This is a genomic window from Streptomyces sp. NRRL S-455 (assembly GCF_000717875.1).
Taxonomy (GTDB): Bacteria; Actinomycetota; Actinomycetes; order Streptomycetales; family Streptomycetaceae; genus Streptomyces.
In genome coordinates this window covers 36988-63247 of sequence record NZ_JOCT01000022.1, presented here as the reverse complement: position 1 = coordinate 63247, position 26260 = coordinate 36988, and the positions used below count along the sequence as shown (strand labels likewise).

The window sequence follows — 26260 nt, the reverse complement described above, 5'->3', positions numbered from 1 at the left end:
CTCGTGATGCGCGGGTGTGGGCGGCACGCCGACGGTCGCCGGCTCATCGACGCAGACCTCTTGACTTGCTGTGGCAAACGCCCCTACGGTCCCCGTTTTATCGGTAACACAGAAGTCATACCGATGACACCGAGGGCCCGCGAACCTGCGCCCACAAGCTCGACCAGGCGCCGTGACGCGGCGAAACGAACAAGGGCTGCTCTACGGCGACGTACCGCCAGCGGAAGGGACGACTGTGTTCAGACGCAAGAACGTGATCAGGGAGGCGGCTGCCGCCTCGGCCATGGACCGACGCAACCTCCTCAAGGCGGGCATGTTCGCCGGTCTCGGTCTGGCCGCCGCGCCCGCGCTCGCGGCATGCGGCGGCAGTTCCGCAGCGGGTGGACCTGGACTGAAGTGGGCGGGTTGGGACGGGCCGCCCCAGTCGGAGGTGTTCCGTCGGTTCTCCGAGGAGATGACCAAGGAACTGGGCGTGAAGGTCACCTACCAACAGGTCGTGGGTGACTACCTCTCCAAGCTGTTGCCGCAACTGTCGGCCGGCGCTGCTCCGGACGCCTTCTACGTCGGTGACATCTACATGGCCAAGCTGATCGAGACCAAGCAGGTGCTCGACCTCACCGACTACCTGGACAGTGGCGACGCCGCGGTCAAGCTCGATGACTTCCACGAGGGGCTGTACCGGTGGTGCAGGCCCGCGGACGGCAGCCCCGGGCTGTTCGGGCTGCCGGTGGACTGCAGTCCGCTGGTGTTCTGGTTCAACAAGGACCTCCTGGCCGAGGCGGGCGTCAGTACCGACCCGGCTGCCCGGTTCGAGGCGGGCACCTGGACCCAGGACGCGCTGACCGACCTGCTCGACAAGGTCCGCTCCACCAAGAAGAGGGGTCTGGTACTCAATGGCAGCAACTGGTTCGACTGGTTCGGCTGGATGTCCACCTTCGGCGGGACGCTCTTCGACGAGTCCGGTAAGGCGGTGTTCGACGCCGACCCCAAGTCCCAGGAGGCGCTGGCGTGGCTGTTCGAGCAGTTGAAGTCGGGAAACATCACCTACTCCGGCGCCCTCCCGCAGGGACAGGGCCCTGACGTGCTGTTCTACGCCGGGCAGCTGGCTTGCCTCACCTACCCCCGCGTCATCCTGCCGAACATGAAAAAGGTCAAGTTCGGCTTCGATATCGCCCCCTTGCCCTCCCTGTCCGGTAAGGACGTCATGCCGGTACCGGTCAACACGGCGGCGCTGTCGGTCAACGCCAAGTCCAAGAACCAGGCCAAGGCGCTGGAGTTCCTCGGCAACTTCCTGAACGCCGAGGGGCAGAGGTTCCGCCTGTCCGGCGGCGGCAACGCGGTGCCGTCGATCAAGGGTCTGGACGACGTCGTCACCGAGGGCAACGTTCCCGCGCACGGCAGCCTGTTCAACGACGTCGCGGCCAAGGGCTACGCCGTCCCCAGCGCGATCGCCAGCAACGCGAAGGTCGCCCGAGAGCTCCCGGTGATGGTGGACAAGATGCTCAAGGCGGGCAACGAGACGCCGCGTTCGTTCAGCGGCAAGGTGGTCAAGCTGATCAACGGGGGCGCCTGATGGCCGTCAGCAGCGCCGGTTCCCGGGCCCGGGCGCGGCTGACGGCCGCGGACCCGGACGCCCACCCGGACCGCCGGAGCCGGCGTCGGCGAGGCGGGGACACGGCCGCGGGATACCTGTTCCTGGCGCCCCAGTTGTTGGGGCTGGTGGTGTTCATGGTCGGCCCGCTGCTGTTCGCCCTGGTGCTGGCGTTCTACCACTGGGACGGGTTCGGCACCCGGTCCTTCGTCGGCCTGTCCAACTTCACGGAGGTCATGTCCGACCCGCGCATCCAGCGCTCGGCGGTCAACACCGTCTGGTTCACGGTGTTGCAGGTGCCGGGACTGATGCTCACGGGATTGTTCTTCGCCCTGCTGATGCAGCGTGCCGGCAAGCTGACCCCGGTGTACCGGCTGGCGTTCTTCGCTCCGGTGATCACCTCTTCGGTTGCGGTCGCGGCGATCTGGCTGTGGCTCTTCAACCCCGACATCAGCCCGGTCAACAACGCGCTACGCGGGATCGGACTGCCCGCGCCGAACTGGCTGCAGGACGCCCGGTTCGTCATCCCGGCCTTCGCGATCGTCGGGATCTGGCAGGGCCTGGGCTACCAGCTGGTCATGTTCATGGCCGGGCTGCAGAGCATCGACCGCTCGTTCCTGGAGGCCGCCGTGCTGGACGGCTGTTCGGAGTGGCAGAAGCTGCGGCACGTCACCATCCCACTGCTGTCCCCGACCATCCTGTTCCTCTCCATCACCTCGATCATCGGCTCCTTCCAGGTGTTCGACTACATCTACGTCTTCTTCGACGACAGGGCTCCGGACTCCGCCCGCACCATCGTCTACGAGGTGGTCCGGATCGCCTTCGGGGAGTTCAACTTCGGGGCGGCATCGGCTCTCGCCTTCCTCCTGTTCCTGGCCCTGCTCCTAGTCACCGGCTGCCAGCTCGCAGCCCAGAAGAGATGGGTCCACTACACAGAATGAGTACTTTCTCCAACACCGTCAGCCGCACGGTCACGACCGCCAAGGGCGCTTCCGGCTCCGGCCGGCCCGCCCGTCGCAAACTGCTGCTGCACGCGGTCCTCCTCGTCTGCGCCATCGGCATGGCGCTGCCGTTCGCCTGGATGCTGTTCTCCTCGTTCAAACCCCTGGGCGAGATCTTCATGCAGCCGCCCAAGCTCTTGCCCCAGGACTGGACCGAGCAGGGCTACCGCACCGCCCTGGGCGGGGCCGACTTCGTCCGCGGGTTCTGGAACAGCACCTACATCGCGCTGACGGTCACCGCGGTCTCCCTGCTCACCTCGGCGATGGCCGCCTACGCGTTCGCGCGGATCGACTTCTGGGGCCGCCGCCCGCTGTTCATGGTCTTCCTCGCGACCATGATGGTCCCCGGCCAGCTCACGATCATCCCGCTGTACATCATCATGGGCTGGCTGGGCTGGGTGGACACCCATGCCGCGGTCATCGTGCCGCCGGCGCTGTTCAACGCCTTCGGCGTCTTCCTGCTACGCCAGTACATCAAAGGCATCCCCCGGGAGTTGGAAGAAGCCGCCCAGCTCGACGGCGCCGGCCGGGTCCGCACGTTCGTGACGATCATCCTGCCGCTGCTGCGCACCCCTCTCACGGCGTTGGGGATCTTCACCTTCCTCGCCCAGTGGAACAACTTCTTCTTCCCGCTGATCTTCCTCAACAGCTCCGACAAGTTCACGCTGCCGCTGCTGGTCAACCAGTTCAAGGGCCAGTACGTCTCTGACTGGCCCGCGCTGATGGCCGCCACGACGTTGCTGGCCGCACCGATGCTGATCGTGTTCGCGTTCGCGCAACGCCAGATCGTCGAAGGCATCGCCCTGTCCGGCTCCAAGTCCTGAGCCACGCACGTGCGTAAGGCCGGTTCTCGAACTGCGGGCCACGCCGAGGCCGGCCAGCGCTCCCAGCCCATGCACTCCACGACAACACCCATCAGAGAAGGGCACGCATGACCCCCCACGGAGATCCCTCCGACCAGGACAACCCCACCCACGACCCGGCACCCGCGCGGTCCGAGCACGCTCCTCCCGGTCACGGCGACCACACGACCACCGCCACAGAGATGTCCCGGCCTGACGCCGGGTGGACGCTCAGCACCACCGAAACCGGCGACGACTACGCGCCGACCTTCCTCGGCAACGGCTATTTCGGTGGCCGGATCCCCGCGGCGGGGACGGGATACGCCACGACGCCGATCGAAACCCAAGCGCACCTGGCCGGGTTCTTCGCCCAGGACGGCCTGATCGAGAAGTACGCGAACATCCCGACCTGGTCCACGCTCGCCTTCTCCGACGAGTCGGGCACCTACGGACGGCTGCCGCAGGCGGCACGGGCAGGTGAAGAGGACGCCCCGGAGCAGGGAGCGGTCAGCGACTACCGGCAGACACTGGACCTGCGGGCCGGGTTGCTGACCACACAAGCGACGTGGACCTCACCGGCGGGCCGCCGCACCGATCTCACTTACCAGGTGCTGGTCCACCGGTCCCGGCATCGGGTGGCCGCGGTCCAGCTCACCTTCACCCCGCACTGGAGTGGCCGGGCGCGCGTGTCCGGGGTCTTCGACGGGACCAGCGCAAGGCTGACCGAACGGTCGAGCAAGGGCTACGACGGTACGGCGGCGGAGTCGTACGAGACGGTGACGACGCTCGGCACGGGTATCACGGCAGCGCTCGCGTCGCGACTGGGACTGCCCGCCGGGGTGGCGGCACACGTCGCCGAGTGCGAGACGGACCAGGTCCAGTCGGTCGGTGTGCGGGCCACCTTCGATGTGCGGGCCGGCAGCACGTACACGGTCACCAAGTACGTCGGTGTGGCCAGTTCCCAGGACTGCGAAGACCCGCTGTCGGCTGCTCGCGCCGCCGCGGCGGACGCGGCGGGCACCGGGTACGGGGGCCTGCTGGCCGAGCACGAGGCGGCGTGGGCCGACCTGTGGCGGGCCGACATCGAGGTCCTTGGGGACCCGGTGCTGCAGCTGCAGGTCCGCGCGAGCATGTTCTACCTGCTGGAGAGCACCCGCACCGGGGTGGACTGGAGCCTGTCCCCGTGCGGTCTGTCCGGCGACGGTTACAACGGGCACGTCTTCTGGGACACCGAGACCTGGATGTATCCAGCGCTGCTGGCCCAGCACCCGGACATCGCGGCGGGTATGAACACCTATCGCCAGCAGCGTCTGGCCGCGGCCCAGGAGTACGCGACCCGAACGGGGTTCGCGGGTACGAGGTTCCCCTGGGAGAGTGCGCTGCACGGAGACGAGCAGACCCCACCCGGCTTCGAGATGGGTGACCTCGAGCACCACATCACCGCCGACGTCGCCCTCGCCCACTGGCAGTACTACCTCGCGACCGGCGATCGCGACTGGCTCGCCGAGAAGGCCTGGCCGGTGCTGCAGGGTGCCGCCGAGTTCTGGGTGAGCTCCGCCGTTCCCCATGCTGCCGGCGGCTACGGCATCAACCAGGTGATGGGCCCGGACGAATACCACTTCCCGGTCGACAACAGCGTGTACACCAACGTCGCGGCCGCGGAGACCCTGCGGATCGCCACCCGGGCGGCGAAGGTCGTGGGCGTGGCCGCGGACCCCGAGTGGGACCGGGTCGCCGACGGCCTGCGGGTCCCGTTCGACGAGGATCTGGGCATCCATCCGCAGTACGACGGCTACGACGGCGACACCGTCAAGCAGGCCGACGTGGTGATGTTGCAGTACCCCTGGGAGCACCCCATGCCCGCCGAGGTCGCGCGGAACGATCTCGACTACTACGTGCCGCGCACCGACCCCGACGGCCCGTCCATGACCGACTCCATCCACTCCATCGCCCACGCCGCACTGGGTACGCCCGGGTCCGCGGCCTACGACTTCATGCGGCGCAGCGTGGACCCGTTCATACGCGGACCGTTCAACCAGTTCGCCGAGCAACGTCACGGAGGCGCTTTCACGTTCACCACCGGACAGGGCGGTTTCCTGCAGGTGTTCCTCTACGGCTTCAGCGGGATGCGCTGGCGTGAGGACCGGCTCAGGCTCGACCCGACCCTGCCACCTCAGTTGCACGGCCTCACCCTGCGCCGGATGCTGTGGCAGGGACGCGAGTTCGACGTCGCGATCGGCCCGGAGCACACCACGATCACGCTGACCGGAGGCCTCCCGACGACAGTCGAGGTCGCGGGCGCGACACACCCACTGCGTCAGGGCGCACCGCTGATCCTGCCAACCCGCCGGCGGCCTGACCCGCTGCCCACCGGTGACCTCGCCGACGCGCCGAGGTCAGTGTGACCGCAAGCTCGCGGTCCTTCTCCGCGTCCACCGGTGCCGCGACAGGCAATCCGGCCACTGCCTGACCATCCACTTCGCGGTTGCCGCTTGCCGCAAGCCGGCCATCAAGAGTCGTAGTGGCGGCGCATCAGGCCGAGGGCGACGACACCCGGATGCGCCGTCTCGACAGCTTCCCAGGAGATCGAACTCATGAGTTCAGCAGCACACCGGAACCCGGCGACTGCGTGCCAGCAGGCAGGATCGGAGATCCCCTCTCGCCCCGACCGCCCCGGGGGCTCAATGGCCACAGCCTCGCCGACCTACCGGGATCCTTCGAGACCGCTCGAGGAACGCCTCGAGGATCTGCTCGCCCGCATGACGCTGCCGGAAAAGGTCGGACAGATGCTGCAACTGGACGCTCGGGGCGACTTGGAGGAAGCCGTGGCCACGAAGATGGCCGGTTCGATCCTGCATGCCTCGCCCGAGCGCATGCGCGCTGCCGTCGAACTGGCGGCAGCCACCAGGCTGGGGATACCGCTGCTCGTCGCTGACGACTGCATCCACGGCCACTCGTTCTGGCCGGGTGCCACGATCTTCCCCACGCAGTTGGGGATGGCCTGCACCTGGGACACCGACCTCGTCGAGCGCATGGCCCGGGCCACCGCGGTGGAAGTCGCCGCGACGGGCATCCACTGGGCCTTCTCGCCGGTGCTGTGCATCACCCGCGATGTGCGCTGGGGCCGTGTGAACGAGACCTTCGGGGAGGACCCACTGCTCATCGGGGAGCTGGGTGCCGCGATGGTCCGCGGGTACCAGGGAGCGGGACTGGACGACCCGACAGCGATTCTGGCCTGCGCCAAGCACTTCGCGGGTTACTCGGAGACGCAGGGCGGACGCGACGCGAGCGAGGCGGACCTGAGCCGACGCAAGCTGCGCTCATGGTTCCTGCCGCCGTTCGAGAGGGTCGCTCGCGAGGGCTGCCGCACGTTCATGCTCGGCTACCAGGCGATGGACGGGGTCCCGATCACGGCGAACAAGTGGCTCCTGAACGACGTCCTCAAGGGCGAATGGGGGTTCACCGGCACGCTCGTGACCGACTGGGACAACGTGGGCCGGATGGTGTGGGAGCAGAAGGTCTGCGCGGACGCGGTGGAGGCCGCAGCGGTCGCGGTCCAGGCCGGGAACGACCTGGTGATGACCACGCCGGACTTCTTCGAGGGCGCCCAGGAAGCAGTCGCCCAGGGGCGGCTGCGGGAGGAGGAGATCGACGAGGCGGTCCGGCGGATCCTGAAACTGAAGCTGGAACTGGGGCTGTTCGAGGACCCCCGCGCGCCGGACCGCGAACGCCAGGCCGACGTGATCGGGTGCGCCGAGCACACCGCCCTCAACCTCGAACTCGCCCGGAGGTCCCTGGTGCTGTTGCGCAACGACGGCACCTTGCCCCTCGACGGCGGACTGACCGTAGAGGGTGAGGGCCACACCGTCACCGCCGGGGGCTCTCGCACGATCGCCGTGATCGGCCCCAACGGCGACGACCCGCAGGCCATGCTCGGCGACTGGGCCGGCGCCTCCGGTCAAGTGGACTGGATGCCGGACGGGCACCCGCGCGAGACCGTCACGACGGTGCTCGACGGGTTCCGCGCCGCCGTCCCCGACGGGTGGACGGTCACCTACGCCCGCGGCGCCGACATCGGGCGCCTCGTGCCGGACCCGCAGGGACCGGTGTACCCCGACGGGCAGCCACGTCCGCCCCTGTTCGCGCCCGCGCTCGTCGACGAGGCTCAGATCGCGGAGGCGGTGAGCCTCGCGCGTGCGGCTGACTACGTCGTCGCCGTCGTCGGAGACACCGTCGCGTTGACGGGTGAAGCTTGCTCCACCGCGACCCTGGAACTGCAGGGCGGACAGGTCGCCCTCCTCGAAGCGCTCGTCGCCACCGGCACACCCGTTGTCGTGGTGCTGGTCCACGGCAAGCCCTCGGTACTCCCCGACGCCGCGCTGGCCGCGGCAGCCCTGATCGAGGCGTTCAACCCGGGCATGCGAGGCGGCCAGGCGGTGGCCGAGCTCGTCCTCGGTCTCATCGAGCCGTCGGGACGCCTGCCCCTGTCAGTGCCACGCCATGCCGGGCAGCAGCCCGTCTACTACAACCAGGTGCGCGGCCAGCATGGTGACCGTTACGCCGACCTGACGCAGGAACCACTCTTCGTCTTCGGGGAGGGGCTGTCCTACAGCACGATCGAATACTCCGACCTGGCCGTCCTCGATGAAGTCGTGGCATTGGACGGCGTGGTTCGCGCCGAGGTGACCGTCTCCAACACCGGCGCTCGGCCGGTACTGGAGACCGTGCAGGCCTACATCAGCGACTCGGTCACGAGCGTCACCTGGGCGGAGCGGGAACTCAAGGCCTGGCGGCAGGTCACGGTCCCACCCGGTGACAGCGTGCGGGTCCGGCTGGCGGTCCCCGCCGGGGGTTGCTCCCTGGTCGACGCCGAAGGGCGCCGGATCGTCGAGCCCGGAGCGTTCGACCTGCTCGTGGGCCCCAGCTCACGCGCCGCCGACCTGCTTCGCGCCCGCTTCACCCTGAGCCAGCCATGACATCCCCCCTGCCAGGGTTCAACGAGCTGCGGTGGCTCGTCGCTGTGATGGGGGACCGGCGCGGGGCGCCGCATATCGTCCAGCCGGCATGTCTTCGAATGGCAACCAACCTCCTGTGGGCGGTCGACCTCTCGAGACCAGCCGATCCCACCTCTCGGCGCGTGTGGCCGCCCTCCTCGCCTCAGAACCTCTGATGCGCCCTGACGCCCCGAATCCACCAGGGCCTGTCCGGTGTTCCTCCCCGCCGACCGGACAGGCCCTGGTCCCCACCCATGCGCTCGGACGGGCCGTGGCCGTTCGTCCGGCGTGTCCTGTGCGTCTGCCCGGAAGACGTCGATGATTGTGCCGCACGGCTGCCCGGGTGCTTCCGCCCGCAGCTCCGCCACTTGGTGGTGGAGGAGTGGGACACCGCGGTCGGCGCTCTGAATCTCCCTACGGCCCATGCGCCGCTGACGTCTACCGATCGGAGCTGGTGTCATGCGGCGCCACGTACGACGTGATGCCGTCGCTCGTTCGCCCGACCAGCGATGGCACCACATGTGTTGCACGCGCTGTCGTCCCCTGAACAGCCGCTGAGCTGCACTGATCTGCGTCGGATCGCGTAACACCCCAGTATTTCCCCGGAGAGGCCCCTGTCCGGGCCTCACTGGCGGCTGACGGTGCGGGTGATGCCGGTGACGACCGTCGTGGCGAGGATCCAGCCGGTGAGGACGAGGGCGTAGGAGAGCCACTGGTACCGGCCGTCGGGCGCGAACGCTCCCTCCTGCCCGAAGGAGATCACCGGCAGCAGCAGGTCGAGGGTGTAGAACACCGGGTTGAACTGCGGGGCCTCGTCCGGCTTCAGCGGCTCGGGGTGGTGCAGCGCGTAGGCGACGGAGCCGATCACCAGCAGCGACACCAGCCAGCCCGCGGCCCGCAGCGGACGGAAGCCGTAGCCGACGGTGGCGTCCTGCACGTAGCCCCACAGCCGTCCGTACCAGGGCAGCGTGCCGCGGTGCCGGCGCTGCTTGGCGAGCTGGACGAGACGTGCGGCCTCGTCGTCTCCGATCCGGCGGTAGGCGGCGGTCAACTGCTCGTAGGCGTGCGGGACATAGCCCTCGCCGTCCCGCTCCAGCATCGCCAGTCGGCGTTCGGCGGGTTCGTGCGGGGAGAGGGAGGTGTAGACGAGGCTGTCGAGCAGGACCTCGTCGGGCACCGACTCCGGCTCCAGGAACAGGACGTCCATCTGGGTGCGGCGAAGGTTGAGGGTGCCTTCCATGGGCGGGCTCCTGCGTACCCAGAGTTCCCCGATGGTGCAGCTGCTGGCCCGCAGCGCCGCGTCCCCGGGGTTCGACAGCCGCGCGTGCGACAGGTCCAGGCGGCCCGCGATCCGGGCGCCCCGCAGGCCGATCCAGCCGCGCACGTCCACGCGGCGCAGGAGGACGTCCCCCTCCACCGCGAGCGTCTCGGCGTCCAGGGCCGGCTCACCCGGCCCGACCTCCATCCGGGACTCGTTGAAGGTGATCGACCCGGCGACCGAAGCGCCGGTCAGCCGTATCTCGCCCCGGATGCGCAGTCCCGACGCCGACAGACCGTCCCCGACGGTCACGTGGTTGAGCTGGAGAGCCGGCTGACCGGTGAGGGGGCCTTCGATGCGGGCCCCGTCCATGAAGAGCGCCCCGGCGATCTGCGCGCCACCGAGGCGGACCGGCCGCCCCTCGAACCGGCAGCCCGACACGCGCAGCACGCCGTCCACGCGCAGGGTGGCCGCGACCAGGCCGGGCAGGACGGACCCGCGCAGGTTCAGCTGGCGCAGCCGCGCCCCGTACAGCACGGGCGCTTCCTCGAAGAAGCAGTCGCTCAGGCGCACGGCGTGGTCGATGTCGGCGTACTGGAGGCGCAGCACCCCGGTGATCCGCGCACCCGCGAGTCTGAGGGCGGCTATCTCCCCGTCCTCCTGCGGCGCGCTCAGCAGCAGGGCCCGTAACACGGACGCGCGGACGGTCCGTTCGGGGCCCCACTCCGCGCCACGCGCCGGGTCCTCGTCCGCCGACTGCCGGAAGTCCACGTCCTGCGCGCGCGGAAAGGCGCGCCACACCCGCTCCTCGGCGGGCGTCAAGTTGTCGATCTCCATCAGCGGGGACTCTGACGCCCCGGCCGGGTGCTGTCAACCAGCCCCCGGCCGGAACGAGTCAGGCCCTGGTGTTCCACTCCGCGATGACGGGCCGTCCGTGCTCGGTCGACAGCCGGCAGACCGTGCCGGTCTCCAGGCGGAACAGCCGTCCCTCGGCCGGGGTCAGGCCCAGGCGGCGGGCCGTGAGGACGCGGAGGAAGTGGCCGTGGGCCACCAGCAGCACATCTCCCTCGGGCAGCGCCGCCGTCACCCGGGCCAGCACACGGTCGGCGCGCTTGCCGACCTCCTCCGGGGACTCGCCCGGACGGCCGTCGGGCCCGGGCGGTGCGCCGTCGGTCCACAGGTTCCAGCCGGGGCGGTCGCGGTGAATCTCCTCGGTGGTGACGCCCTCGTAGGTGCCGTAGTACCACTCGTGCAGGTCCGCGTCCCGGTCGGTCCCCGTCAGGCCGGCGAGTTCGGCGGTGCGCACCGCACGCGCGAGCGGACTGGTGAGGACCAGCGCGAAGGAGCGGCCCGCCAGGAGCGGAGCGAGCGATCCGGCCTGCTCCTCACCTCGCCGGGTGAGGGGCAGGTCGGTGTAGCTGGTGTGCTGTCCGCTCCGGCTCCACTCCGTCTCGCCGTGGCGGACCAGCAGCAGATCGCCCACGGTGTTACGCCTTCTTCGCGGACTCGACGGCGTGGCCGCCGAACTGGTTGCGCAGCGCCGCGATCATCTTCATCTGCGGTGAGTCGTCCTGCCGGGAGGCGAACCGGGAGAAGAGGGAGGCGGTGATCGCGGGCAGCGGCACGGAGTTGTCGATCGCCGCTTCCACGGTCCAGCGTCCCTCACCGGAGTCCTGGGCGTAGCCCCGCAGGTTCTCCAGGTGCTCGTCCTCGTCGAGCGCGTTGACCGCGAGGTCGAGCAGCCAGGAGCGGATCACGGTGCCGTCCTGCCAGGAGCGGAACACCTCGCGGACGTTGTCCACCGAGTCCACGGCCTCCAGCAGCTCCCAGCCCTCGGCGTAGGCCTGCATCATGGCGTACTCGATGCCGTTGTGGACCATCTTCGCGAAGTGCCCGGCGCCCACCTTGCCCGCGTGGACGTAGCCGTAGGGGCCCTCCGGCTTGAGCGCCTCGAAGATCGGCTGCAGCCGGTCGACGTACTCCTTCTCGCCGCCGACCATCAGGGCGTAGCCGTTCTTCAGTCCCCACACGCCGCCGGAGACGCCCGCGTCGACGAAGCCGATGCCGCGCTTGCCCAGCTCCTCGGCGTGCTTCTCGTCGTCCGTCCAGCGGGAGTTGCCGCCGTCGACCACCGTGTCGTACGGCTTCAGGAGGTCCGCCAGACGGTCGATGACGTGCTGGGTGGGGTCGCCTGCCGGGACCATGACCCAGACCGTGCGCGGCGCTTCCAGCTGGTTGACGAGGTCGGCCAGGCTGGCCACGTCGGACTTCTCGGGGTTGGTGTCGTAGCCGATGACGGTGTGGCCGGCGTTGCGCAGGCGCTCGCGCATGTTGCCGCCCATCTTGCCGAGGCCCACAAGACCGATCTGCATGTCAGTTCACTTCCCGAAGAGCCCCACTGGTCGAAGGAGTCGATGTTCCACACCGCGCCCTGCACGAACACCTTGTGCTCGTAGAGGGCGACCAGCTGGCCCAGGACGGACGGGGTCAGTTCGGTGGCCAGGATCGTGGTGGTGGGGTGGTTGCCCTGGAAGGTGCGGTGCGGCACCTGCTCCTCGGGCACGCCCTCGGCCCGCACCTCCTCGGCGGTCTTTCCGAAGGCGAGCGCCTGCCCCTGTGCGAAGAGGTTGGCCATCAGCAGGTCGTGCTGCGCCTTGAGTTCGTCGCTCAGTTCGGCGACCGGTCGGGCGAAGCCGATCAGGTCGGCCGGGATGAGCTTGGTGCCCTGGTGGATCAACTGGTAGTAGGCGTGCTGCCCGTTGGTGCCGGGGGTGCCCCAGACCACCGGTCCCGTCTGCCACTGGACGGGATGGCCGTCGCGGTCCACCGACTTGCCGTTGGACTCCATGTCGAGCTGCTGGAGGTAGGCGGTGAACTTCGACAGGTAGTGGCTGTACGGCAGGACCGCGTGCGACTGGGCGTCGTGGAAGTTGCCGTACCAGATGCCGAGCAGGCCCATGATGAGCGGGGCGTTGGCCTCCGCGGGGGCGTTGCGGAAGTGCTCGTCGACGATGCGGAAGCCGTCGAGCATCTCCCGGAAGCGGTCCGGGCCGATGGCGATCATCAGGGACAGGCCGATCGCCGAGTCGTAGGAGTAGCGGCCGCCGACCCAGTCCCAGAACTCGAACATGTTGTCGACGTCGATTCCGAACTCGGTGACCTTCTCGGAGTTCGTGGACAGGGCGACGAAGTGCTCGGCGACGGCCTTCTCGTCGCCCCCGAGGCCGTTCAGCAGCCAGGAGCGCGCCGAGGTCGCGTTGGTGATGGTCTCGATCGTCGTGAACGTCTTGGAGGCGACGATGAACAGTGTCTCCGCCGGGTCCAGGTCGCGTACCGCCTCGTGCAGGTCGGCGCCGTCCACGTTCGACACGAAGCGGAACGTCAGATCCCGTGCGGTGAACGGGCGCAGTGCCTCGTACGCCATCGCCGGCCCCAGGTCCGAGCCGCCGATGCCGATGTTGACGACGTTCCGGATGCGCTTGCCGGTGTGGCCGGTCCACTCTCCGGAGCGGACGCGATCGGCGAACGCGGCCATCCTGTCGAGCACTTCGTGCACGCCCGGGACGACGTTCTCGCCGTCGACCTCGATCACCGCGTCCCGGGGGGCGCGCAGCGCGGTGTGCAGCACGGCGCGGTCCTCGGTGACGTTGATCCGTTCGCCGCGGAACATGGCGTCGCGCAGCCCGGACACGTCGGTGGCGGTGGCTAGCTCCCGGAGCAGGGCCAGCGTCTCGTCGGTGATCAGGTGCTTGGAGTAGTCGATGCGCAGGTCGCCCACATGGACGACGTAGCGCTCGGCGCGCCCGGGGTCCGCGTCGAACAGCGCACGCAGGTCCGGCTGCGGCAGGGCGTCCGTGCGGTGGTCCTCGAGCGCGGCCCACTCGGGGCGCCGCGGGAGCCAGGGGGAGTCAGACATGAGTGGGGGTCTCCTCGGTTGCCTCGCCGTTCAGGGCGATGGCGTACATCTCGTCCGCGTCGAGGCGCCGCAGCTCCTCGGCGATGAGTTCGGAGGTGGCACGCACCTTCAGCGCGAGGGTGCGCGACGGCTGGTTCGGCAGGGTCAGCGTGGCCACCGGCCCCTCGGGGCGGTCGATGAGGATCTCGCCCTTCTCCGTGCCCAGGCGCACGGCCGTCACGACCGGCCCGGCGGTGACCACGCGGTCGACCCGGACGTGCAGCCGTGCCTCCAGCCAGCGGGCCAGTAGCTCGGCGGCCGGGTTGTCGGCCTCGGCCTCCACGGCCGCCGAGGTCACCTTCGCCCGGGCCTGGTCCAGCGCCGCCGCCAGCATCGAACGCCAGGGCGTCAGCCGGGTCCAGGCCAGGTCGGTGTCACCGGGCGCGTAGGAGCGGACCCGGGCCTGGAGGGTCTCCAGGGGGTTCTCGACGGCGTACAGGTCGGTGATCCGCCGCTGGGCCAGCGCCCCGAGCGGGTCCTTGGAGGGCACCTCCGGGGCCTCCACCGGCCACCACACCACCACCGGGGCGTCCGGCAGCAGCAGCGGCAGCACCACCGAGTCGGCGTGGTCGGAGACCTCGCCGTAGGTCCGCAGGATCACCGTCTCGCCCGTGCCCGCGTCGGCGCCCACCCGCACTTCGGCGTCCAGCCGGGAGGACTGGCGGTCCCGCGGGGTGCGGGCCTGCCGCTTGATGACGACCAGGGTGCGCGAGGGGTGCTCGTGCGAGGCCTCCTCGGAGGCCTTGATCGCGTCGTAGGCGTTCTCCTCGTCCGTGACGATCACCATCGTCAGGACCATGCCCACTGCGGGCGTGCCGATGGCGCGGCGGCCCTGCACCAGCGCCTTGTTGATCTTGCTTGCCGTGGTGTCGGTCAGGTCGATCTTCATGGCCTGCGCCAGCTCCGTCCGTCTCGTGCGAGCATCTCGTCGGCTTCCGCGGGTCCCCAGCTGCCCGAGGCGTACTGCGCGGGCCTGCCGTGCGTGGCCCAGTACTGCTCGATGGGGTCGAGGATCTTCCAGGACTCTTCCACTTCCTGGTGACGGGGGAACAGGTTGGCGTCGCCCAGGAGGACGTCGAGGATCAGCCGTTCGTACGCCTCGGGGCTCGTCTCGGTGAACGACTCGCCGTAGGCGAAGTCCATCGTCACGTCCCGTATCTCCATCGACGTGCCCGGCACCTTGGAGCCGAACCGGACCGTCATGCCCTCGTCCGGCTGGACGCGGATGACGATCGCGTTCTGGCCCAGTTCCTCGGTCGCCGTGGAGTCGAAGGGGGAGTGCGGGGCCCGCTGGAACACCACCGCGATCTCCGTCACCCTGCGGCCGAGCCGCTTGCCGGTGCGCAGGTAGAAGGGGACACCGGCCCAGCGGCGGTTGTCGACCTGGAGCTTGACGGCGGCGTAGGTGTCGGTCGTGGAGGCCTGGTCGATGCCCTCCTCCTCCAGATAGCCGTTCACCTTCGTGCCGCCCTGCCAGGCCGCCGCGTACTGACCGCGCACGGTGTGCCGGCCCAGGTCCTGCGGCAGGCGCACGGCCTTGAGCACCTTCAGCTTCTCGGTGAGCAGCGACGCGGCGTCGAAGGCGGCGGGCTCCTCCATGGCGGTGAGCGCCATCAGCTGGAGCAGGTGGTTCTGGATGACGTCACGGGCCGCGCCGATGCCGTCGTAGTAGCCCGCACGGCCGCCGATGCCGATGTCCTCGGCCATGGTGATCTGCACATGGTCGACGTACGACCGGTTCCAGATCGGCTCGAACATCTGGTTGGCGAAGCGCAGTGCCAGGATGTTCTGGACCGTCTCCTTGCCGAGGTAGTGGTCGATGCGGAAGACCTGCTCGGGATCGAACACGTCGTGCACGATCGCGTTCAGCTCCTCGGCCGACTTCAGATCGTGCCCGAACGGCTTTTCGATCACCGCGCGGCGCCAGGAGCCCTCGGCGGCGTGCGCCAGCCCGTGCTTCTTCAGCTGCTGCACGACCTTCGGGAAGAACTTCGGCGGCACCGAGAGGTAGAAGGCGTAGTTGCCGCTGGTGCCCCGGGAGGCGTCCAGCTCCTCGACGGCGGAGCGCAGCTGCTTGAACGCCGTGTCGTCGTCGAAGTCACCCGGGATGAACCGCATGCCCTCGGCGAGCTGCTGCCAGACCTCCTCGCGGAACGGGGTCCGGGCGTGCTCACGTACCGCGTCGTGCACCACCTGTGCGAAGTCCTGGTCCTCCCAGTCCCGGCGGGCGAAGCCCACCAGCGAGAAGCCCGGCGGCAGCAGGCCCCGGTTGGCCAGGTCGTACACCGCCGGCATCAGCTTCTTGCGGGACAGGTCACCGGTCACACCGAAGATGACGAGCCCGGACGGGCCCGCGATCCTGGGCAGCCGGCGGTCGCGCGGGTCGCGCAGGGGATTGGTGAAGTCGACGTCGGTGTGCACCGCGCGCGGGGCCGCCTGGCCGCTCACCCCGGTCTGCTCCACCCCGGCCGCCTCCTGGGCCGCCAGGGCTTCCTTCTCCTCCTTGCTCCCGATGGTCTCCTGCTCGGCCGTCTGAGGGATGCCCTCGCTCATTCCGCGTCAACTCCCTTGCTGTTCAAGGACTTGGTGACCGCGTCCAGCAGGTCCTGCCAGGCCACCTCGAACTTGGCCACTCCCTCGTTCTCCAGTTGCCGCACCACCTCGTCGTATGCGATGCCGAGCCGTTCGACGGCCGCCAGGTCGGCACGCGCCTGGGCGTAACCGCCGGTGACGGTGTCGCCCTGGACGTCACCGTGGTCGGCGACGGCGTTCAGCGTGGCCTCCGGCATGGTGTTGACCGTGCCGGGGGCGACCAGTTCGTCCACGTACAGGGTGTCCTTGTAGGCGGGGTCCTTCACACCGGTGGAGGCCCAAAGGGGGCGCTGCCGGTTCGCACGCGCGCCGCCCAGGGCCTGCCAGCGCGTCCCGCCGAAGACCTCCTCGTACGCCGCGTAGGCCAGCCGCGCGTTGGCCAGGGCCGCCCTGCCCTTCAGGGCGAGGGCCTGGTCCGTGCCCAGCAGCGTCAGCCGCTTGTCGATCTCGGAGTCGACGCGGGAGACGAAGAAGGACGCGACGGAGTGGATGGCCGCCAGGTCGAGACCGGCCGCCCGGGCCTTCTCCAGGCCGGCGAGGTAGGCGTCCATCACCTCGCGGTAGCGCTCCAGCGAGAAGATCAGCGTCACGTTCACGCTGATGCCCGCGCCGATCACCTCGGTGATCGCCGGCAGACCGGCCTTCGTCGCCGGGATCTTGATCATCACGTTGGGACGGTCCACCAGCCAGGCCAGCTGCCGCGCCTCGGCGACGGTCGCCGCCGTGTCGTGCGCCAGGCGCGGGTCGACCTCGATGGAAACCCGGCCGTCCCGGCCGCCGGTGGCGTCGTACACCGGCTTCAGGACGTCGGCGGCGGCACGGACATCGGCGGTCGTCATCATCCGGACGGCCTCGTCGACCGTGACGCCTCGCACCGCCAGGTCGGCGAGCTGCTCCTCGTAGCCCTCGCCGGAGCCTATGGCGGCCTGGAAGATGGACGGGTTGGTGGTGACGCCGACGACGTTCCTGGTGGCGACGAGTTCGGCCAGGTTGCCGGACTCGATCCGCCGGCGGGACAGATCGTCCAGCCAGATCGACACGCCCTCGTCGGACAGGCGCTTCAGTGCTCCCGCGCTCGCGGTCGCTTCGGTCACAGTGATCATCTTCTTTCGGGCGTTCGGATCAGGCTCGCGCGGCGGCGAGGGAGTCGCGGGCGGCGGCGACGACGTTCTCGGGGGTGAAGCCGTACTCGGCGAACAGGGTCCTGGCGTCGGCGGAGGCGCCGAAGTGCTCCAGGGAGACGATGCGTCCCGCGTTCCCCACGAAGCGGTGCCAGGTCAGGCCGATCCCGGCCTCGACGGCGACCCGGGCCTTCACGGACGGCGGCAGCACCCGCTCGCGGTACTCGCGCGGCTGCTCCTCGAACCACTCCACGGACGGCATCGACACCACCCGGGTGCCGGTCCCCTCCGCCTCCAGCCGTTCCCGCGCGGCGACGGCGAGCTGCACCTCGGAGCCGGTGGCGACGAGGATCACCTCGGGGGCCTCGGTGGACGACTCCTGGAGGACGTAGCCGCCCTTCGCCGCCGCCGGGTTCGGCTCGTACGTGGGCACGCCCTGGCGGGTGAGCGCGAGGCCGTGCGGGGCCGGGGCGGTGGTGTGCCGCCGCAGGATCTCGGCCCAGACGACCGCGGTCTCGTTGGCGTCGGCCGGGCGTACGACGTTCAGGCCAGGGATCGCACGCAGCGCGGCCAGGTGCTCGACCGGCTGGTGGGTCGGGCCGTCCTCGCCCAGGCCGATGGAGTCGTGCGTCCACACGTACGTCACCGGCAACTGCATCAGCGCCGACATGCGGACGGCGTTGCGCATGTAGTCGGAGAAGACCAGGAAGGTGCCGCCGTAGATCCGGGTGTTGCCGTGCAGCGCGATGCCGTTCATCTCCGCGGCCATGGAGAACTCACGGATGCCGAAGTGGACCGTCCGGCCGTACGGGTCGGCCTCCGGCAGCGGGTTGCCCGCCGGCAGGAAGGAGCTGGTCTTGTCGATGGTGGTGTTGTTCGAGCCGGCCAGGTCCGCCGAACCGCCCCACAGTTCGGGTACGACCGCGCCGAGCGCCTGGAGCACCTTGCCGGACGCGGCACGGGTGGCGACGGCCTTGCCGGGTTCGAAGACCGGCAGGGCGTCCTCCCAGCCCTCGGGCAGCTCACCCTTGCTGACGCGGTCGAAGACGACGGCGCGCTCCGGGTTCTCGCCGCGCCAGGCCGCGATCCGCTTGTCCCAGGCGGCGTGCGCGTCTGCGCCCCGGTCCAGGGCCCGGCGGGTGTGGGTCAGTACCTCGTCGGCGACCTCGAAGCTCTTCTCCGGGTCGAAGCCGAGGATCCGCTTGGTGGCGGCGACCTCGTCCTCGCCGAGCGCCGAGCCGTGCGAGGCCTCGGTGTTCCGCGCGTTGGGGGCGGGCCAGGCGATGATCGTGCGCATCGCGATGATCGAGGGGCGTCCGGTCTCGGCCCGCGCCGCCGTCAGCGCCGCGTACAGCGCGTGCACGTCGACGTCGCCGTCCTCCCGCGGCTCGATCCGCTGCACGTGCCAGCCGTACGCCTCGTAGCGCTTCAACACGTCCTCGGAGAACGCGGTCGCCGTGTCGCCCTCGATGGAGATGTGGTTGTCGTCGTAGAGGAAGACCAGGTTGCCGAGCTTCTGATGGCCGGCCAGTGAGGAGGCCTCGGCGGAGACGCCCTCCTGGAGGTCGCCGTCGGAGACGATCGCCCAGATCGTGTGGTCGAAGGGCGACTCGCCCTCCGGGGCCTCCGGGTCGAACAGGCCGCGCTCGTAGCGGGCCGCCATCGCCATGCCCACCGCGTTCGCGACGCCCTGGCCGAGCGGGCCCGTGGTGGTCTCCACGCCCGCCGTGTGCCCGTACTCGGGGTGGCCGGGCGTCTTGGAGCCGTGCGTGCGGAACGCCTTCAGGTCGTCCAGCTCCAGCTCGTACCCCGCGAGGTAGAGCTGCGTGTAGAGGGTCAGTGACGTGTGGCCGGGGGAGAGGACGAAGCGGTCACGGCCGGCCCACTCGGGATCGGCGGGATCGTGCCGCATCACCTTCTGGAAGATCGTGTAGGCGGCCGGCGCCAGGCTCATCGCCGTGCCGGGGTGGCCGTTCCCGACTCGCTGGACGGCATCCGCCGCCAGCAGACGGGCGGTGTCGACGGCACGCCGGTCGAGGTCGGTCCATTCGAAGCTGTCCGCTGTCTGCGTGCTCATCTTCAAGAAGTCCTCGATAGGAGCGAAGTGGCTGGGCTGACGCGTTCAAAACTAAAAGTCTGACTTATTTGCCGGAAGGTCGCCGTGTGCCAGCCTGTGGTGAAAGTGGGACACCCAGCGGCAGCGCGGAGCGCGAACCGGGCGGTACGAGGCGGACATGGCGGATATGGCGGACAGAGACCTCCAAGGCGGCGACGGGATCAGAACGTTCCCCTTCCCGGTCGAGCTGAGCGTCGGCGGCGTCGGCATGCAGATCGGCCCGATGGGCACCGGCCGCACCTGGCACGCCGAGGCACCCCTGGAGCGTGTCCACCGCATCGACTTCCATGTCGTGATGCTCTTCGGCGAGGGCCCGGTCCGGCACATGGTCGACTTCACCGAGTACGAGGCCATGGCCGGGGACCTGCTGTGGATCCGCCCCGGGCAGGTCCACCGGTTCTCACCGACCAGCGAGTACCGCGGAACGGTGCTGACCATGCAGCCCGGCTTCCTGCCCCGCGCGACCGTGGAAGCCACCGGCCTGTACCGCTACGACCTGCCGCCGCTGCTGAGACCCGACGCGGCCACGCTCACCGGCCTGCGCGACTCGCTCGGCCAACTCCAGCGCGAGTACGAGGACACGACCACCCTGCCGCTCAGCCTGCACACCGCCGTTCTGCGCCACTCGCTGACCGCGTTCCTGCTGCGGCTCGCCCATCTGGCCGCGAGCGCGGAGTCCGTACGACAGCGGTCCGACTCCACCTTCACCCTGTTCCGGGACGCGGTGGAGCGGGACTTCGCCACCAACCACAGCGTCAGCGGCTACGCCGACGCGCTCGGCTACTCCCGCCGCACCCTGGTCCGCGCGGTCCGCGCCGCGACCGGCGACACCCCCAAGGCATTCATCGACAAGCGCGTCGTCCTCGAGGCCAAGCGGCTCCTCGCCCACACCGACCTGCCGATCGGCCGGGTCGGCGCGGCGGTCGGCTTCCCCGACGCCGCGAACTTCTCCAAGTTCTTCCACCAGCACACGGACCGCACACCGGCCGCGTTCCGGGCGGAACTGCGCTGAGGGCAGACCGGACAGCGCAAAAGGGGCTCCACGCGTGCGTGGAGCCCCCTGTCGAGGCCGGTCAGTTGCCCGGATCAGTGCCCGAAGGTGAACCAGTTGACGTTGACGAAGTCCGCCGGCTGACCGCTGGTGAAGGTCAGATACACGTCGTGCGTCCCCGTCACGGAGGCGATGTTCGCGGGGACGGTCCGCCACGACTGCCATCCGCCGGTGTTGCCCACCGCGAAACTCCCGATGGGCGCGTTGCTCCGGCTGTCCAGCCGCACTTCGACCAGCCCGCTGACGCCGCCCGCCGCGCCGCTCGCGACCCGGGCGCTGAACTGCCGTGCCGCCGTGGAGCCGAAGTCGACGCCCTTGAACTGCAGCCAGTCCCCGTTGGCGAGCGAGCCGACGTTCTGGCCGCCGCCGGAGTCGGACGTCGACTCGGTGCTCACTCCGGACTGGCCGTCGTAGGACTCGGCCTGAATGGTGGAGTAGGCGTCACGGCTGCCGGTCGGGGGAGGCGTGGTGCCGCCGCCGGAGGACAGCACCTGGACGTAGTCGACGACCATGGAATGGCCGGGCTGCGTCCCGGCGTCCGGCCCGCCGCCGAAGGCGTCCGGGAAGCCGCCGCCCATCGCGACGTTGAGGATGATGAAGAAGCCGTGGTCCGTGGCGTTCCGCCAGGTCGTCGCGTCCACCTGGTTGGCGCGCACCGTGTGGAAGTTGACGTCGTCGAGGTAGAAGCGGATCTCCTCCACGCTGGTCGAGCGGTCCCACTCCATGCGGTACGTGTGGAAGCCGGCCTGACAGGTCGTGCCCTGACAGGTGGTCGAACTGCCGATGCCGCTGGTCTCGTTGCAGGGGCCGCCCGGCGAGGTGCCGCAGTGCATCGTCGCGAACACCGTGTTCTGGCCCTGGGTGTTCTCCATGATGTCCAGCTCGCCGACGGCGGGCCAGTTCCAGTAGTTGCCGCGGTAGGGCGCGCCCAGCATCCAGAACGCCGGCCAGTAGCCCTTGGCGGCGGCTCCGGTGACGTTCGGCACCTGGATGCGGGACTCGACGCGGAGCTTGCCGCCGGCCGGGGGCTGGAAGTCGGTGCGGTTGGTCTCGATGCGGCCGGAGGTCCAGTTGCCCGCGGCGTCACGCCGCGGGGTGATGCGCAGGTTGCCGTTGCCGTCGAGGGAGACGTTCTCCGTGCTGTTCGTCATCGTCTCGATCTCACCGGTGCCCCAGTTGGCGGGGCCACCGGCGTACCCCTTGCCGGTCGCGTACTGCCAGTTGGATGTGTTGACGCCGCTGCCGGCGGGCCCGGTGAAGTCGTCGACGAACACCTGCGTCCAGCCCGACGGGGGCGGCGGCGCGGAGGCGCTCGCGGACGGGGTGGCGACCGCGGCGGCCGAGACCGCGAGCCCGAGCGTGCTGACGACGGCGACGAACGCCCGGCGGACGGGACGCCGAGGACGGGGTCTGCGGGGGCTGTCACTCATGTGGGGAAGCCTCTCGGGACGGGGGAGTGGTGGTTGAGAGCGCTCTCAAAGTGCCGCTAATGTGCTCCGCCCCCACCGGGTCGTCAAGAGGTAAAGCCGGGAAAAGTTCGGGACGATCGATGAGTGCACAGCTTGAACGCACACGGTCGCGCTGTTGAACGGGTGGCGCCGGGGCACTCGGCAGGGCGACGGACAAGCCGGTTGGCAGCAGGAGGTACCCGTGGCCGTACGCCATCGCCTGATCCGAGTCAGCCCGAGCGCCGTGTGGGACGTCCTGGCCGACGGCACCCGCTACGGCGAGTGGGTGGTGGGCACCTCGGAGTCCCACCCGGTGCGCGGACAGTGGCCGCACAAGAACGCGGCGATCCGGTACCGGATCCGGCTCGGTCCGGTACAGCTCGACAACGAGACGGTCGTCCGCCACTGCGAGGAAGGCACCCACCTGGAGCTGGAGGCCAAGGCCGGCGCGCTGGGCACGGCGCGCATCGCGATCGAGCTGCGGCCGTGGGGCGAGCACTGCCTGGTGATCGTCGACGAGCACCCCCTGCGAGGGGCCGGCGGCCGGCTGCACAACGTCGGCTTCGAGGCACTGATCCAGCTGCGCCACCGCACCATGCTGGCCCGGCTGGCCAGGCTGTGCGAGGACAAGTCGCGGGACGCGGGGAGCGCCCCGCGCGCCCTGGGCCAGGTGACGGTGGGCGGCGCGGACGGAACCAGCCATGCCTGACGCCGTCGTGATCGGCGCCGGCCCCAACGGCTTGGTCGCCGCCAACCTGCTCGCGGACGCCGGGTGGAGCGTCGAGGTGCTGGAGGAACAGCCAGAACCGGGCGGCGCCGTGCGCCACGACCGGGGCGTCGACCCCGGCTTCGTCAACGACCTGTTCAGCTCCTTCTATCCCCTCGCCGCCGCCTCGCCCGTCCTGGCCGCACTCCGCCCCGAGGAGCACGGACTGCGGTGGAGCCACGCGCCCAGCGTGCTGGCGCATCCCCTCACCGACGGCACCTGCGCCGTCCTGGACCGGAACATCGACACCACCGCCGCGTCCCTCGACACCTTCGAGCCGGGCGACGGAGCCGCCTGGCGGCGACTGCACGACGTGTGGCAGAGCCTGCGCCCCGACCTCCTGGACGCCCTGTTCACCCCGTTCCCGCCGCTCCGTGCCACGGCACGGCTGGCGCTGCGGCTGCGGGCGGCCGGCGGACTGCGCATGGCCCGCACCCTGACGCTGCCGGTGCGCCGCATGGGGGAGGAGGAGTTCCGCGGCGAGGGCGGCCGGCTGCTGCTGGCGGGCAACGCCCTGCACGCCGACCTCGCCCCCGAGTCGGCGGGCAGCGGCGGCTTCGGCTGGCTGATGGGGATGCTCGGGCAGACGTACGGCTTCCCGGTCCCGGCCGGCGGCTCCGGAGAGCTGACCTCGGCCCTGGTGCGGCGCCTGGAGAGCCGGGGCGGACAGGTGCGGTGCGGGCAGCGCGTCGAGCAGGTCGTCGTCCGCGGCGGCCGGGCCGTGGGCGTGCGCACGGCGGCCGGTGAGGCGGTGCGGGCGCGCCGGGCGGTGCTGGCGGACGTCTCGGTGCCCGCCCTGTACGGCGAGCTCGTCGACCCCGGACACCTGCCCGCGCAGACCCTCGACGACCTGCGGCGCTTCCAGTGGGACTTCGCCACCTTCAAGGTCGACTGGGCGCTCGACGGCCCGGTGCCCTGGCAGGCCGAGCAGGCGTCCCGGGCCGGTACCGTGCACCTCGCCGACGGTCTGGACGAGCTCACCCGCTTCGCCGCCCAGATCGCCATGCGGCAGGTCCCGGACCGCCCGTTCCTGATCTTCGGCCAGATGACCACCTCCGACGCCACCCGCTCCCCGCAGGGCACCGAATCCGCCTGGGCCTACACCCACATCCCCCACGAGATCCGCGCCGACGCCGCCGACGAGGGCATCACCGGGAACTGGGGCCCCAAGGACCAGGAACTGATGGCCGACCGGGTCGAACGCCAGGTGGAACGCTTCGCGCCCGGCTTCCGCGCCTTGATCCGCGGCCGCCGCGTTCTCGCGCCCCCGGACATCGAGGCGCTCGACGGCAACCTGTCCGGCGGCGCGATCAACGGTGGCACCAGCGCGATGCACCAGCAGCTCGTCTTCCGGCCCCTGCCGGGCACCGGCCGGCCCGAGACCCCCGTGCCCGGCCTGTTCCTCGCCTCCTCCGGGGCCCACCCGGGCGGCGGGGTGCACGGCGCGCCCGGGGCCAACGCCGCCCGGGCCGCACTGCGCCGCCACCGGCCCCCCGGCCTCGCCGGCGCCCAGCGCGTCCTGGCCCGCCGTGACCGCGCCGGAACCAGGCGCTGATCCCCGAGCACGGGGCAAGGAAGGGCATCCCATGCGCAGCAGCCCGCTCGCCGAGCGCACGATCGTCATCACCGGCGCCGCCCGTGGCGTGGGCGCTGCCCTGGCCCACGAGGTCGCCCGGCGCGGCGCCCGGGTGGCGCTGCTCGGCCTCGAGAAGGCCGGCCTGGACGCGGTCGCCGCGTCCCTGCCGGGCCCGGCGCTGGCCGTGGAGGCCGACGTCACCGATCTCACCGCACTGGATGCCGCGGCACACACGGTGCGGGCCGGGCTCGGGCGCCCCTCGGCCGTGGTGGCGAACGCCGGCATCGCCGAGGGCGGCGCGTTCCTCGCCTCGGACCCGGCCGCCTGGCGCCGCGTGATCGACGTCAACCTCACCGGCAGCGCCCACACCGCCCGGGCGTTCCTGCCGGACCTGCTCCACACGGCGGGCTACTTCCTCCAGATCGCCTCCCTGGCGTCGCTCGGCGCCGCCCCGCTGATGAGCGCCTACTGCGCCTCCAAGGCGGGAGTCGAGGCCTTCGCGCACTCCTTGCGGGCCGAGGTGGCGCACCGGGGAGTCGGCGTCGGCATCGCCTACCTCAACTGGACCGACACCGAGATGATCCGCGACGCCGACCGGTACGCCGTCCTGCGCGAGCTGCGCACCCACATGCCACCGCCGGCCCGCCGGGTGTACCCCGTGGACGTGGTCGCCGCCCGCCTGGTGCGAGGCATGGAGCGCCGCCGCACCGCCGTGTACGCGCCGCCCTGGTTGCGGCTCCTCCAGCCGGTGCGCCCCGCCCTGCCGCCGGTGGTGCTGCGCGTGGCCCGCCGCGAACTGCCCCGCCTGGAGGCCGCGGGTCAGGTCCGGTACACCGGCCCGCTCGGCGCCGGCGGACGGGCCGACCGCGCGGCGTACCGGCCGGGTCCCTGACACCGAGGCCGGGCAGGTGCGGCACTGGGCAGCAGGTGTCCGGGCTGGTCCGTGCCGCCGACAGTCCGGCGTGCCGGGGCAGCCGCGAGCACGCCCGCCTCGGGCAGCAGATGACCGGGCCCGGTCCCTGACCCCGGCGGCCCGGCATGTCCGGACGCCCGCCGGCATGCCGGACACTGGGCAGCAGGGGAAGGGAGGCCACCGTGCTGACCGAAGTCCGAGAACAGCTGGGCCGTGCCCTGTTCCGTCGCGTCGCCGGACCCGGCGGGCCGGCCACCCGTGACCGCATCCACCACACGCCCGGCCCGCGCTGGTTCGGGCCGGACCGCCCGATCCGCACGGTCCACGGCGACGCCTCGATGTTCATCGGCGGGCTGACCGCGCTGCTGCTGCAGTCGCTGCACCCGCTCGCGATGGCCGCGGTCGCCGGGCACTCCGGCTATCGCGGTGACCCGTGGGGCCGGCTGCAGCGCACCAGCACCTTCCTGGCCGTGACGACATACGGCACCGCCGAGGACGCCCAGGAGGCGGTCGACCACGTCCGCGGCATCCACGAACGGATCCGCGGCACGACCAGCGAGGGCGTGCCCTACCACGCGGCCGATCCGCACCTGCTCGGCTGGGTGCACGCCGCCGAGACGGACAGCTTCCTGCGCGCCCACGCGCGCTACGGGGCCCGGCCGCTGGACACCGCCGGCTACGACGCCTACGTCGCCGACACCGCGCGCGTCGCCGAGGCGCTGGGAGTGGCCGATCCACCGCGGGACCTCCGCGAACTGTCCGAGCGCCTGACCGCCTACCGCCCGGAACTGCGTGCCACACCCGAGGCCCGGGCCGCCGCCCGCTTCCTGCTCCTGCGGCCTCCCCTGCCCCTTCCTGTGCGGCCCTTCTACGGCGGGCTGGCCGCCAACGCGGTCACCCTGCTTCCACCCTGGGCGCGCGGCATGCTGTGGCTGCCCCGGGTGCCGGTCGTCGAGGGCCTCGCCGTACGCCCCACCGGCCACGCCCTGACCCGGACCATCCGCTGGGCGATGACCCCGCCCAGGGAAGCCTGAGG

18 protein-coding genes and 1 pseudogene are annotated in these 26260 nt (G+C 70.7%); 10 read left to right on the top strand and 9 right to left on the bottom strand.

The window, feature by feature from the left end; translation table 11 throughout:
* Nucleotides 1-235 precede the first annotated feature (235 nt).
* The 5 genes from IE97_RS0127235 (at nucleotide 236) to IE97_RS0127215 (ending at nucleotide 8410) form a co-directional block, all read left to right on the top strand.
* Nucleotides 236-1573 (top strand): extracellular solute-binding protein, encoded by a 1338-nt coding sequence (locus tag IE97_RS0127235; protein ID WP_199807051.1) that lies wholly within the window; start codon nucleotides 236-238, stop codon nucleotides 1571-1573.
* Nucleotides 1573-2532: a carbohydrate ABC transporter permease gene (locus IE97_RS0127230; protein WP_078603409.1), complete on the top strand. Its 960-nt coding sequence runs from the start codon at nucleotides 1573-1575 to the stop codon at nucleotides 2530-2532. Before IE97_RS0127235 ends, IE97_RS0127230 begins: the two co-directional genes overlap by 1 nt.
* Nucleotides 2529-3416 carry a carbohydrate ABC transporter permease gene (locus IE97_RS0127225; RefSeq protein WP_078603408.1) on the top strand — a complete coding sequence of 296 codons (888 nt, stop codon included), beginning with the start codon at nucleotides 2529-2531 and terminating at the stop codon, nucleotides 3414-3416. The genes IE97_RS0127230 and IE97_RS0127225 overlap by 4 nt, the downstream gene beginning before the upstream one ends.
* 107 nt (nucleotides 3417-3523) lie before the next feature.
* Entirely contained in the window at nucleotides 3524-5839 is a 2316-nt protein-coding gene (locus tag IE97_RS38745) for a glycosyl hydrolase family 65 protein (RefSeq protein ID WP_051705144.1), read from the top strand.
* A 279-nt stretch (nucleotides 5840-6118) separates the two neighbouring features.
* Entirely contained in the window at nucleotides 6119-8410 is a 2292-nt protein-coding gene (locus IE97_RS0127215; protein ID WP_030245897.1) for a glycoside hydrolase family 3 N-terminal domain-containing protein, read from the top strand.
* A 643-nt stretch (nucleotides 8411-9053) separates the two neighbouring features.
* On the opposite strand, the gene IE97_RS0127210 is transcribed toward IE97_RS0127215, so the two are convergent.
* The 8 genes and pseudogenes from IE97_RS0127210 to tkt all read right to left on the bottom strand — a co-directional run bounded on the left by IE97_RS0127210 (nucleotide 9054) and on the right by tkt (nucleotide 19431).
* On the bottom strand, nucleotides 9054-10523 hold the full coding sequence (locus tag IE97_RS0127210) for a hypothetical protein (protein WP_030245895.1): 1470 nt from the start codon (nucleotides 10521-10523) through the stop codon (nucleotides 9054-9056).
* 58 nt (nucleotides 10524-10581) lie between these two features.
* Nucleotides 10582-11169 (bottom strand): histidine phosphatase family protein, encoded by a 588-nt coding sequence (locus IE97_RS0127205; protein WP_030245892.1) that lies wholly within the window; start codon nucleotides 11167-11169, stop codon nucleotides 10582-10584.
* A gap of 4 nt (nucleotides 11170-11173) precedes the next feature.
* Nucleotides 11174-12058: a phosphogluconate dehydrogenase (NAD(+)-dependent, decarboxylating) gene (gene gnd, locus IE97_RS0127200; protein WP_030245890.1), complete on the bottom strand. Its 885-nt coding sequence runs from the start codon at nucleotides 12056-12058 to the stop codon at nucleotides 11174-11176.
* 20 nt (nucleotides 12059-12078) lie between these two features.
* A pseudogene (gene pgi / locus IE97_RS0127195) lies at nucleotides 12079-13602 on the bottom strand (glucose-6-phosphate isomerase); the annotation flags it as partial.
* The gene (opcA, locus tag IE97_RS0127190; RefSeq protein WP_030245884.1) at nucleotides 13595-14530 is read right to left on the bottom strand and encodes a glucose-6-phosphate dehydrogenase assembly protein OpcA; all 936 of its coding nucleotides are present in this window, start codon (nucleotides 14528-14530) and stop codon (nucleotides 13595-13597) included. The gene opcA and the pseudogene pgi, both read right to left, overlap by 8 nt.
* Nucleotides 14527-16194, bottom strand: coding sequence for a glucose-6-phosphate dehydrogenase (zwf, locus tag IE97_RS0127185; protein WP_030245882.1), 1668 nt, complete (start codon nucleotides 16192-16194; stop codon nucleotides 14527-14529). Before zwf ends, opcA begins: the two co-directional genes overlap by 4 nt.
* Entirely contained in the window at nucleotides 16191-17336 is a 1146-nt protein-coding gene (gene tal / locus IE97_RS0127180; RefSeq protein ID WP_030245879.1) for a transaldolase, read from the bottom strand. The genes zwf and tal overlap by 4 nt, the downstream gene beginning before the upstream one ends.
* A gap of 19 nt (nucleotides 17337-17355) precedes the next feature.
* Nucleotides 17356-19431, bottom strand: a complete 2076-nt coding sequence (gene tkt / locus IE97_RS0127175; protein ID WP_030245875.1) for a transketolase — start codon at nucleotides 19429-19431, stop codon at nucleotides 17356-17358.
* A gap of 166 nt (nucleotides 19432-19597) precedes the next feature.
* Here tkt and IE97_RS0127170 point away from each other — a divergent pair, with 166 nt between their 5' ends.
* On the top strand, nucleotides 19598-20482 hold the full coding sequence (locus IE97_RS0127170; RefSeq protein ID WP_030245871.1) for a helix-turn-helix domain-containing protein: 885 nt from the start codon (nucleotides 19598-19600) through the stop codon (nucleotides 20480-20482).
* Nucleotides 20483-20556: 74 nt separating this feature from the next.
* Here IE97_RS0127170 and IE97_RS0127165 read toward each other — a convergent pair whose 3' ends face one another.
* On the bottom strand, nucleotides 20557-21951 hold the full coding sequence (locus IE97_RS0127165; RefSeq protein ID WP_030245867.1) for a glycoside hydrolase family 16 protein: 1395 nt from the start codon (nucleotides 21949-21951) through the stop codon (nucleotides 20557-20559).
* A 220-nt stretch (nucleotides 21952-22171) separates the two neighbouring features.
* Here IE97_RS0127165 and IE97_RS0127160 point away from each other — a divergent pair, with 220 nt between their 5' ends.
* The 4 genes from IE97_RS0127160 (at nucleotide 22172) to IE97_RS0127145 (ending at nucleotide 26258) form a co-directional block, all read left to right on the top strand.
* Entirely contained in the window at nucleotides 22172-22678 is a 507-nt protein-coding gene (locus tag IE97_RS0127160) for an SRPBCC family protein (RefSeq protein ID WP_030245865.1), read from the top strand.
* Entirely contained in the window at nucleotides 22671-24290 is a 1620-nt protein-coding gene (locus tag IE97_RS0127155) for a phytoene desaturase family protein (protein WP_030245861.1), read from the top strand. Before IE97_RS0127160 ends, IE97_RS0127155 begins: the two co-directional genes overlap by 8 nt.
* Before the next feature lie 31 nt (nucleotides 24291-24321).
* The gene (locus IE97_RS0127150; RefSeq protein WP_030245857.1) at nucleotides 24322-25203 is read left to right on the top strand and encodes an SDR family oxidoreductase; all 882 of its coding nucleotides are present in this window, start codon (nucleotides 24322-24324) and stop codon (nucleotides 25201-25203) included.
* A gap of 203 nt (nucleotides 25204-25406) precedes the next feature.
* Entirely contained in the window at nucleotides 25407-26258 is an 852-nt protein-coding gene (locus tag IE97_RS0127145) for an oxygenase MpaB family protein (RefSeq protein ID WP_030245854.1), read from the top strand.
* Nucleotides 26259-26260: the final 2 nt, after the last annotated feature.

What these genes read in the sequence shown, in the direction of transcription:
- IE97_RS0127230 (WP_078603409.1), top strand. Translation starts at nt 1,573, where the DNA reads ATGGCCGTCAGCAGCGCCGGTTCCCGGGCCCGGGCGCGGCTGACGGCC.
- IE97_RS0127225 (WP_078603408.1), top strand. Translation starts at nt 2,529, where the DNA reads ATGAGTACTTTCTCCAACACCGTCAGCCGCACGGTCACGACCGCCAAG.
- IE97_RS38745 (WP_051705144.1), top strand. Translation starts at nt 3,524, where the DNA reads ATGACCCCCCACGGAGATCCCTCCGACCAGGACAACCCCACCCACGAC.
- IE97_RS0127215 (WP_030245897.1), top strand. Translation starts at nt 6,119, where the DNA reads ATGGCCACAGCCTCGCCGACCTACCGGGATCCTTCGAGACCGCTCGAG.
- IE97_RS0127210 (WP_030245895.1), bottom strand. Translation starts at nt 10,523, where the DNA reads ATGGAGATCGACAACTTGACGCCCGCCGAGGAGCGGGTGTGGCGCGCC.
- gnd (WP_030245890.1), bottom strand. Translation starts at nt 12,058, where the DNA reads ATGCAGATCGGTCTTGTGGGCCTCGGCAAGATGGGCGGCAACATGCGC.
- opcA (WP_030245884.1), bottom strand. Translation starts at nt 14,530, where the DNA reads ATGAAGATCGACCTGACCGACACCACGGCAAGCAAGATCAACAAGGCG.
- zwf (WP_030245882.1), bottom strand. Translation starts at nt 16,194, where the DNA reads ATGAGCGAGGGCATCCCTCAGACGGCCGAGCAGGAGACCATCGGGAGC.
- tal (WP_030245879.1), bottom strand. Translation starts at nt 17,336, where the DNA reads ATGATCACTGTGACCGAAGCGACCGCGAGCGCGGGAGCACTGAAGCGC.
- tkt (WP_030245875.1), bottom strand. Translation starts at nt 19,431, where the DNA reads ATGAGCACGCAGACAGCGGACAGCTTCGAATGGACCGACCTCGACCGG.
- IE97_RS0127170 (WP_030245871.1), top strand. Translation starts at nt 19,598, where the DNA reads ATGGCGGACAGAGACCTCCAAGGCGGCGACGGGATCAGAACGTTCCCC.
- IE97_RS0127165 (WP_030245867.1), bottom strand. Translation starts at nt 21,951, where the DNA reads ATGAGTGACAGCCCCCGCAGACCCCGTCCTCGGCGTCCCGTCCGCCGG.
- IE97_RS0127155 (WP_030245861.1), top strand. Translation starts at nt 22,671, where the DNA reads ATGCCTGACGCCGTCGTGATCGGCGCCGGCCCCAACGGCTTGGTCGCC.
- IE97_RS0127150 (WP_030245857.1), top strand. Translation starts at nt 24,322, where the DNA reads ATGCGCAGCAGCCCGCTCGCCGAGCGCACGATCGTCATCACCGGCGCC.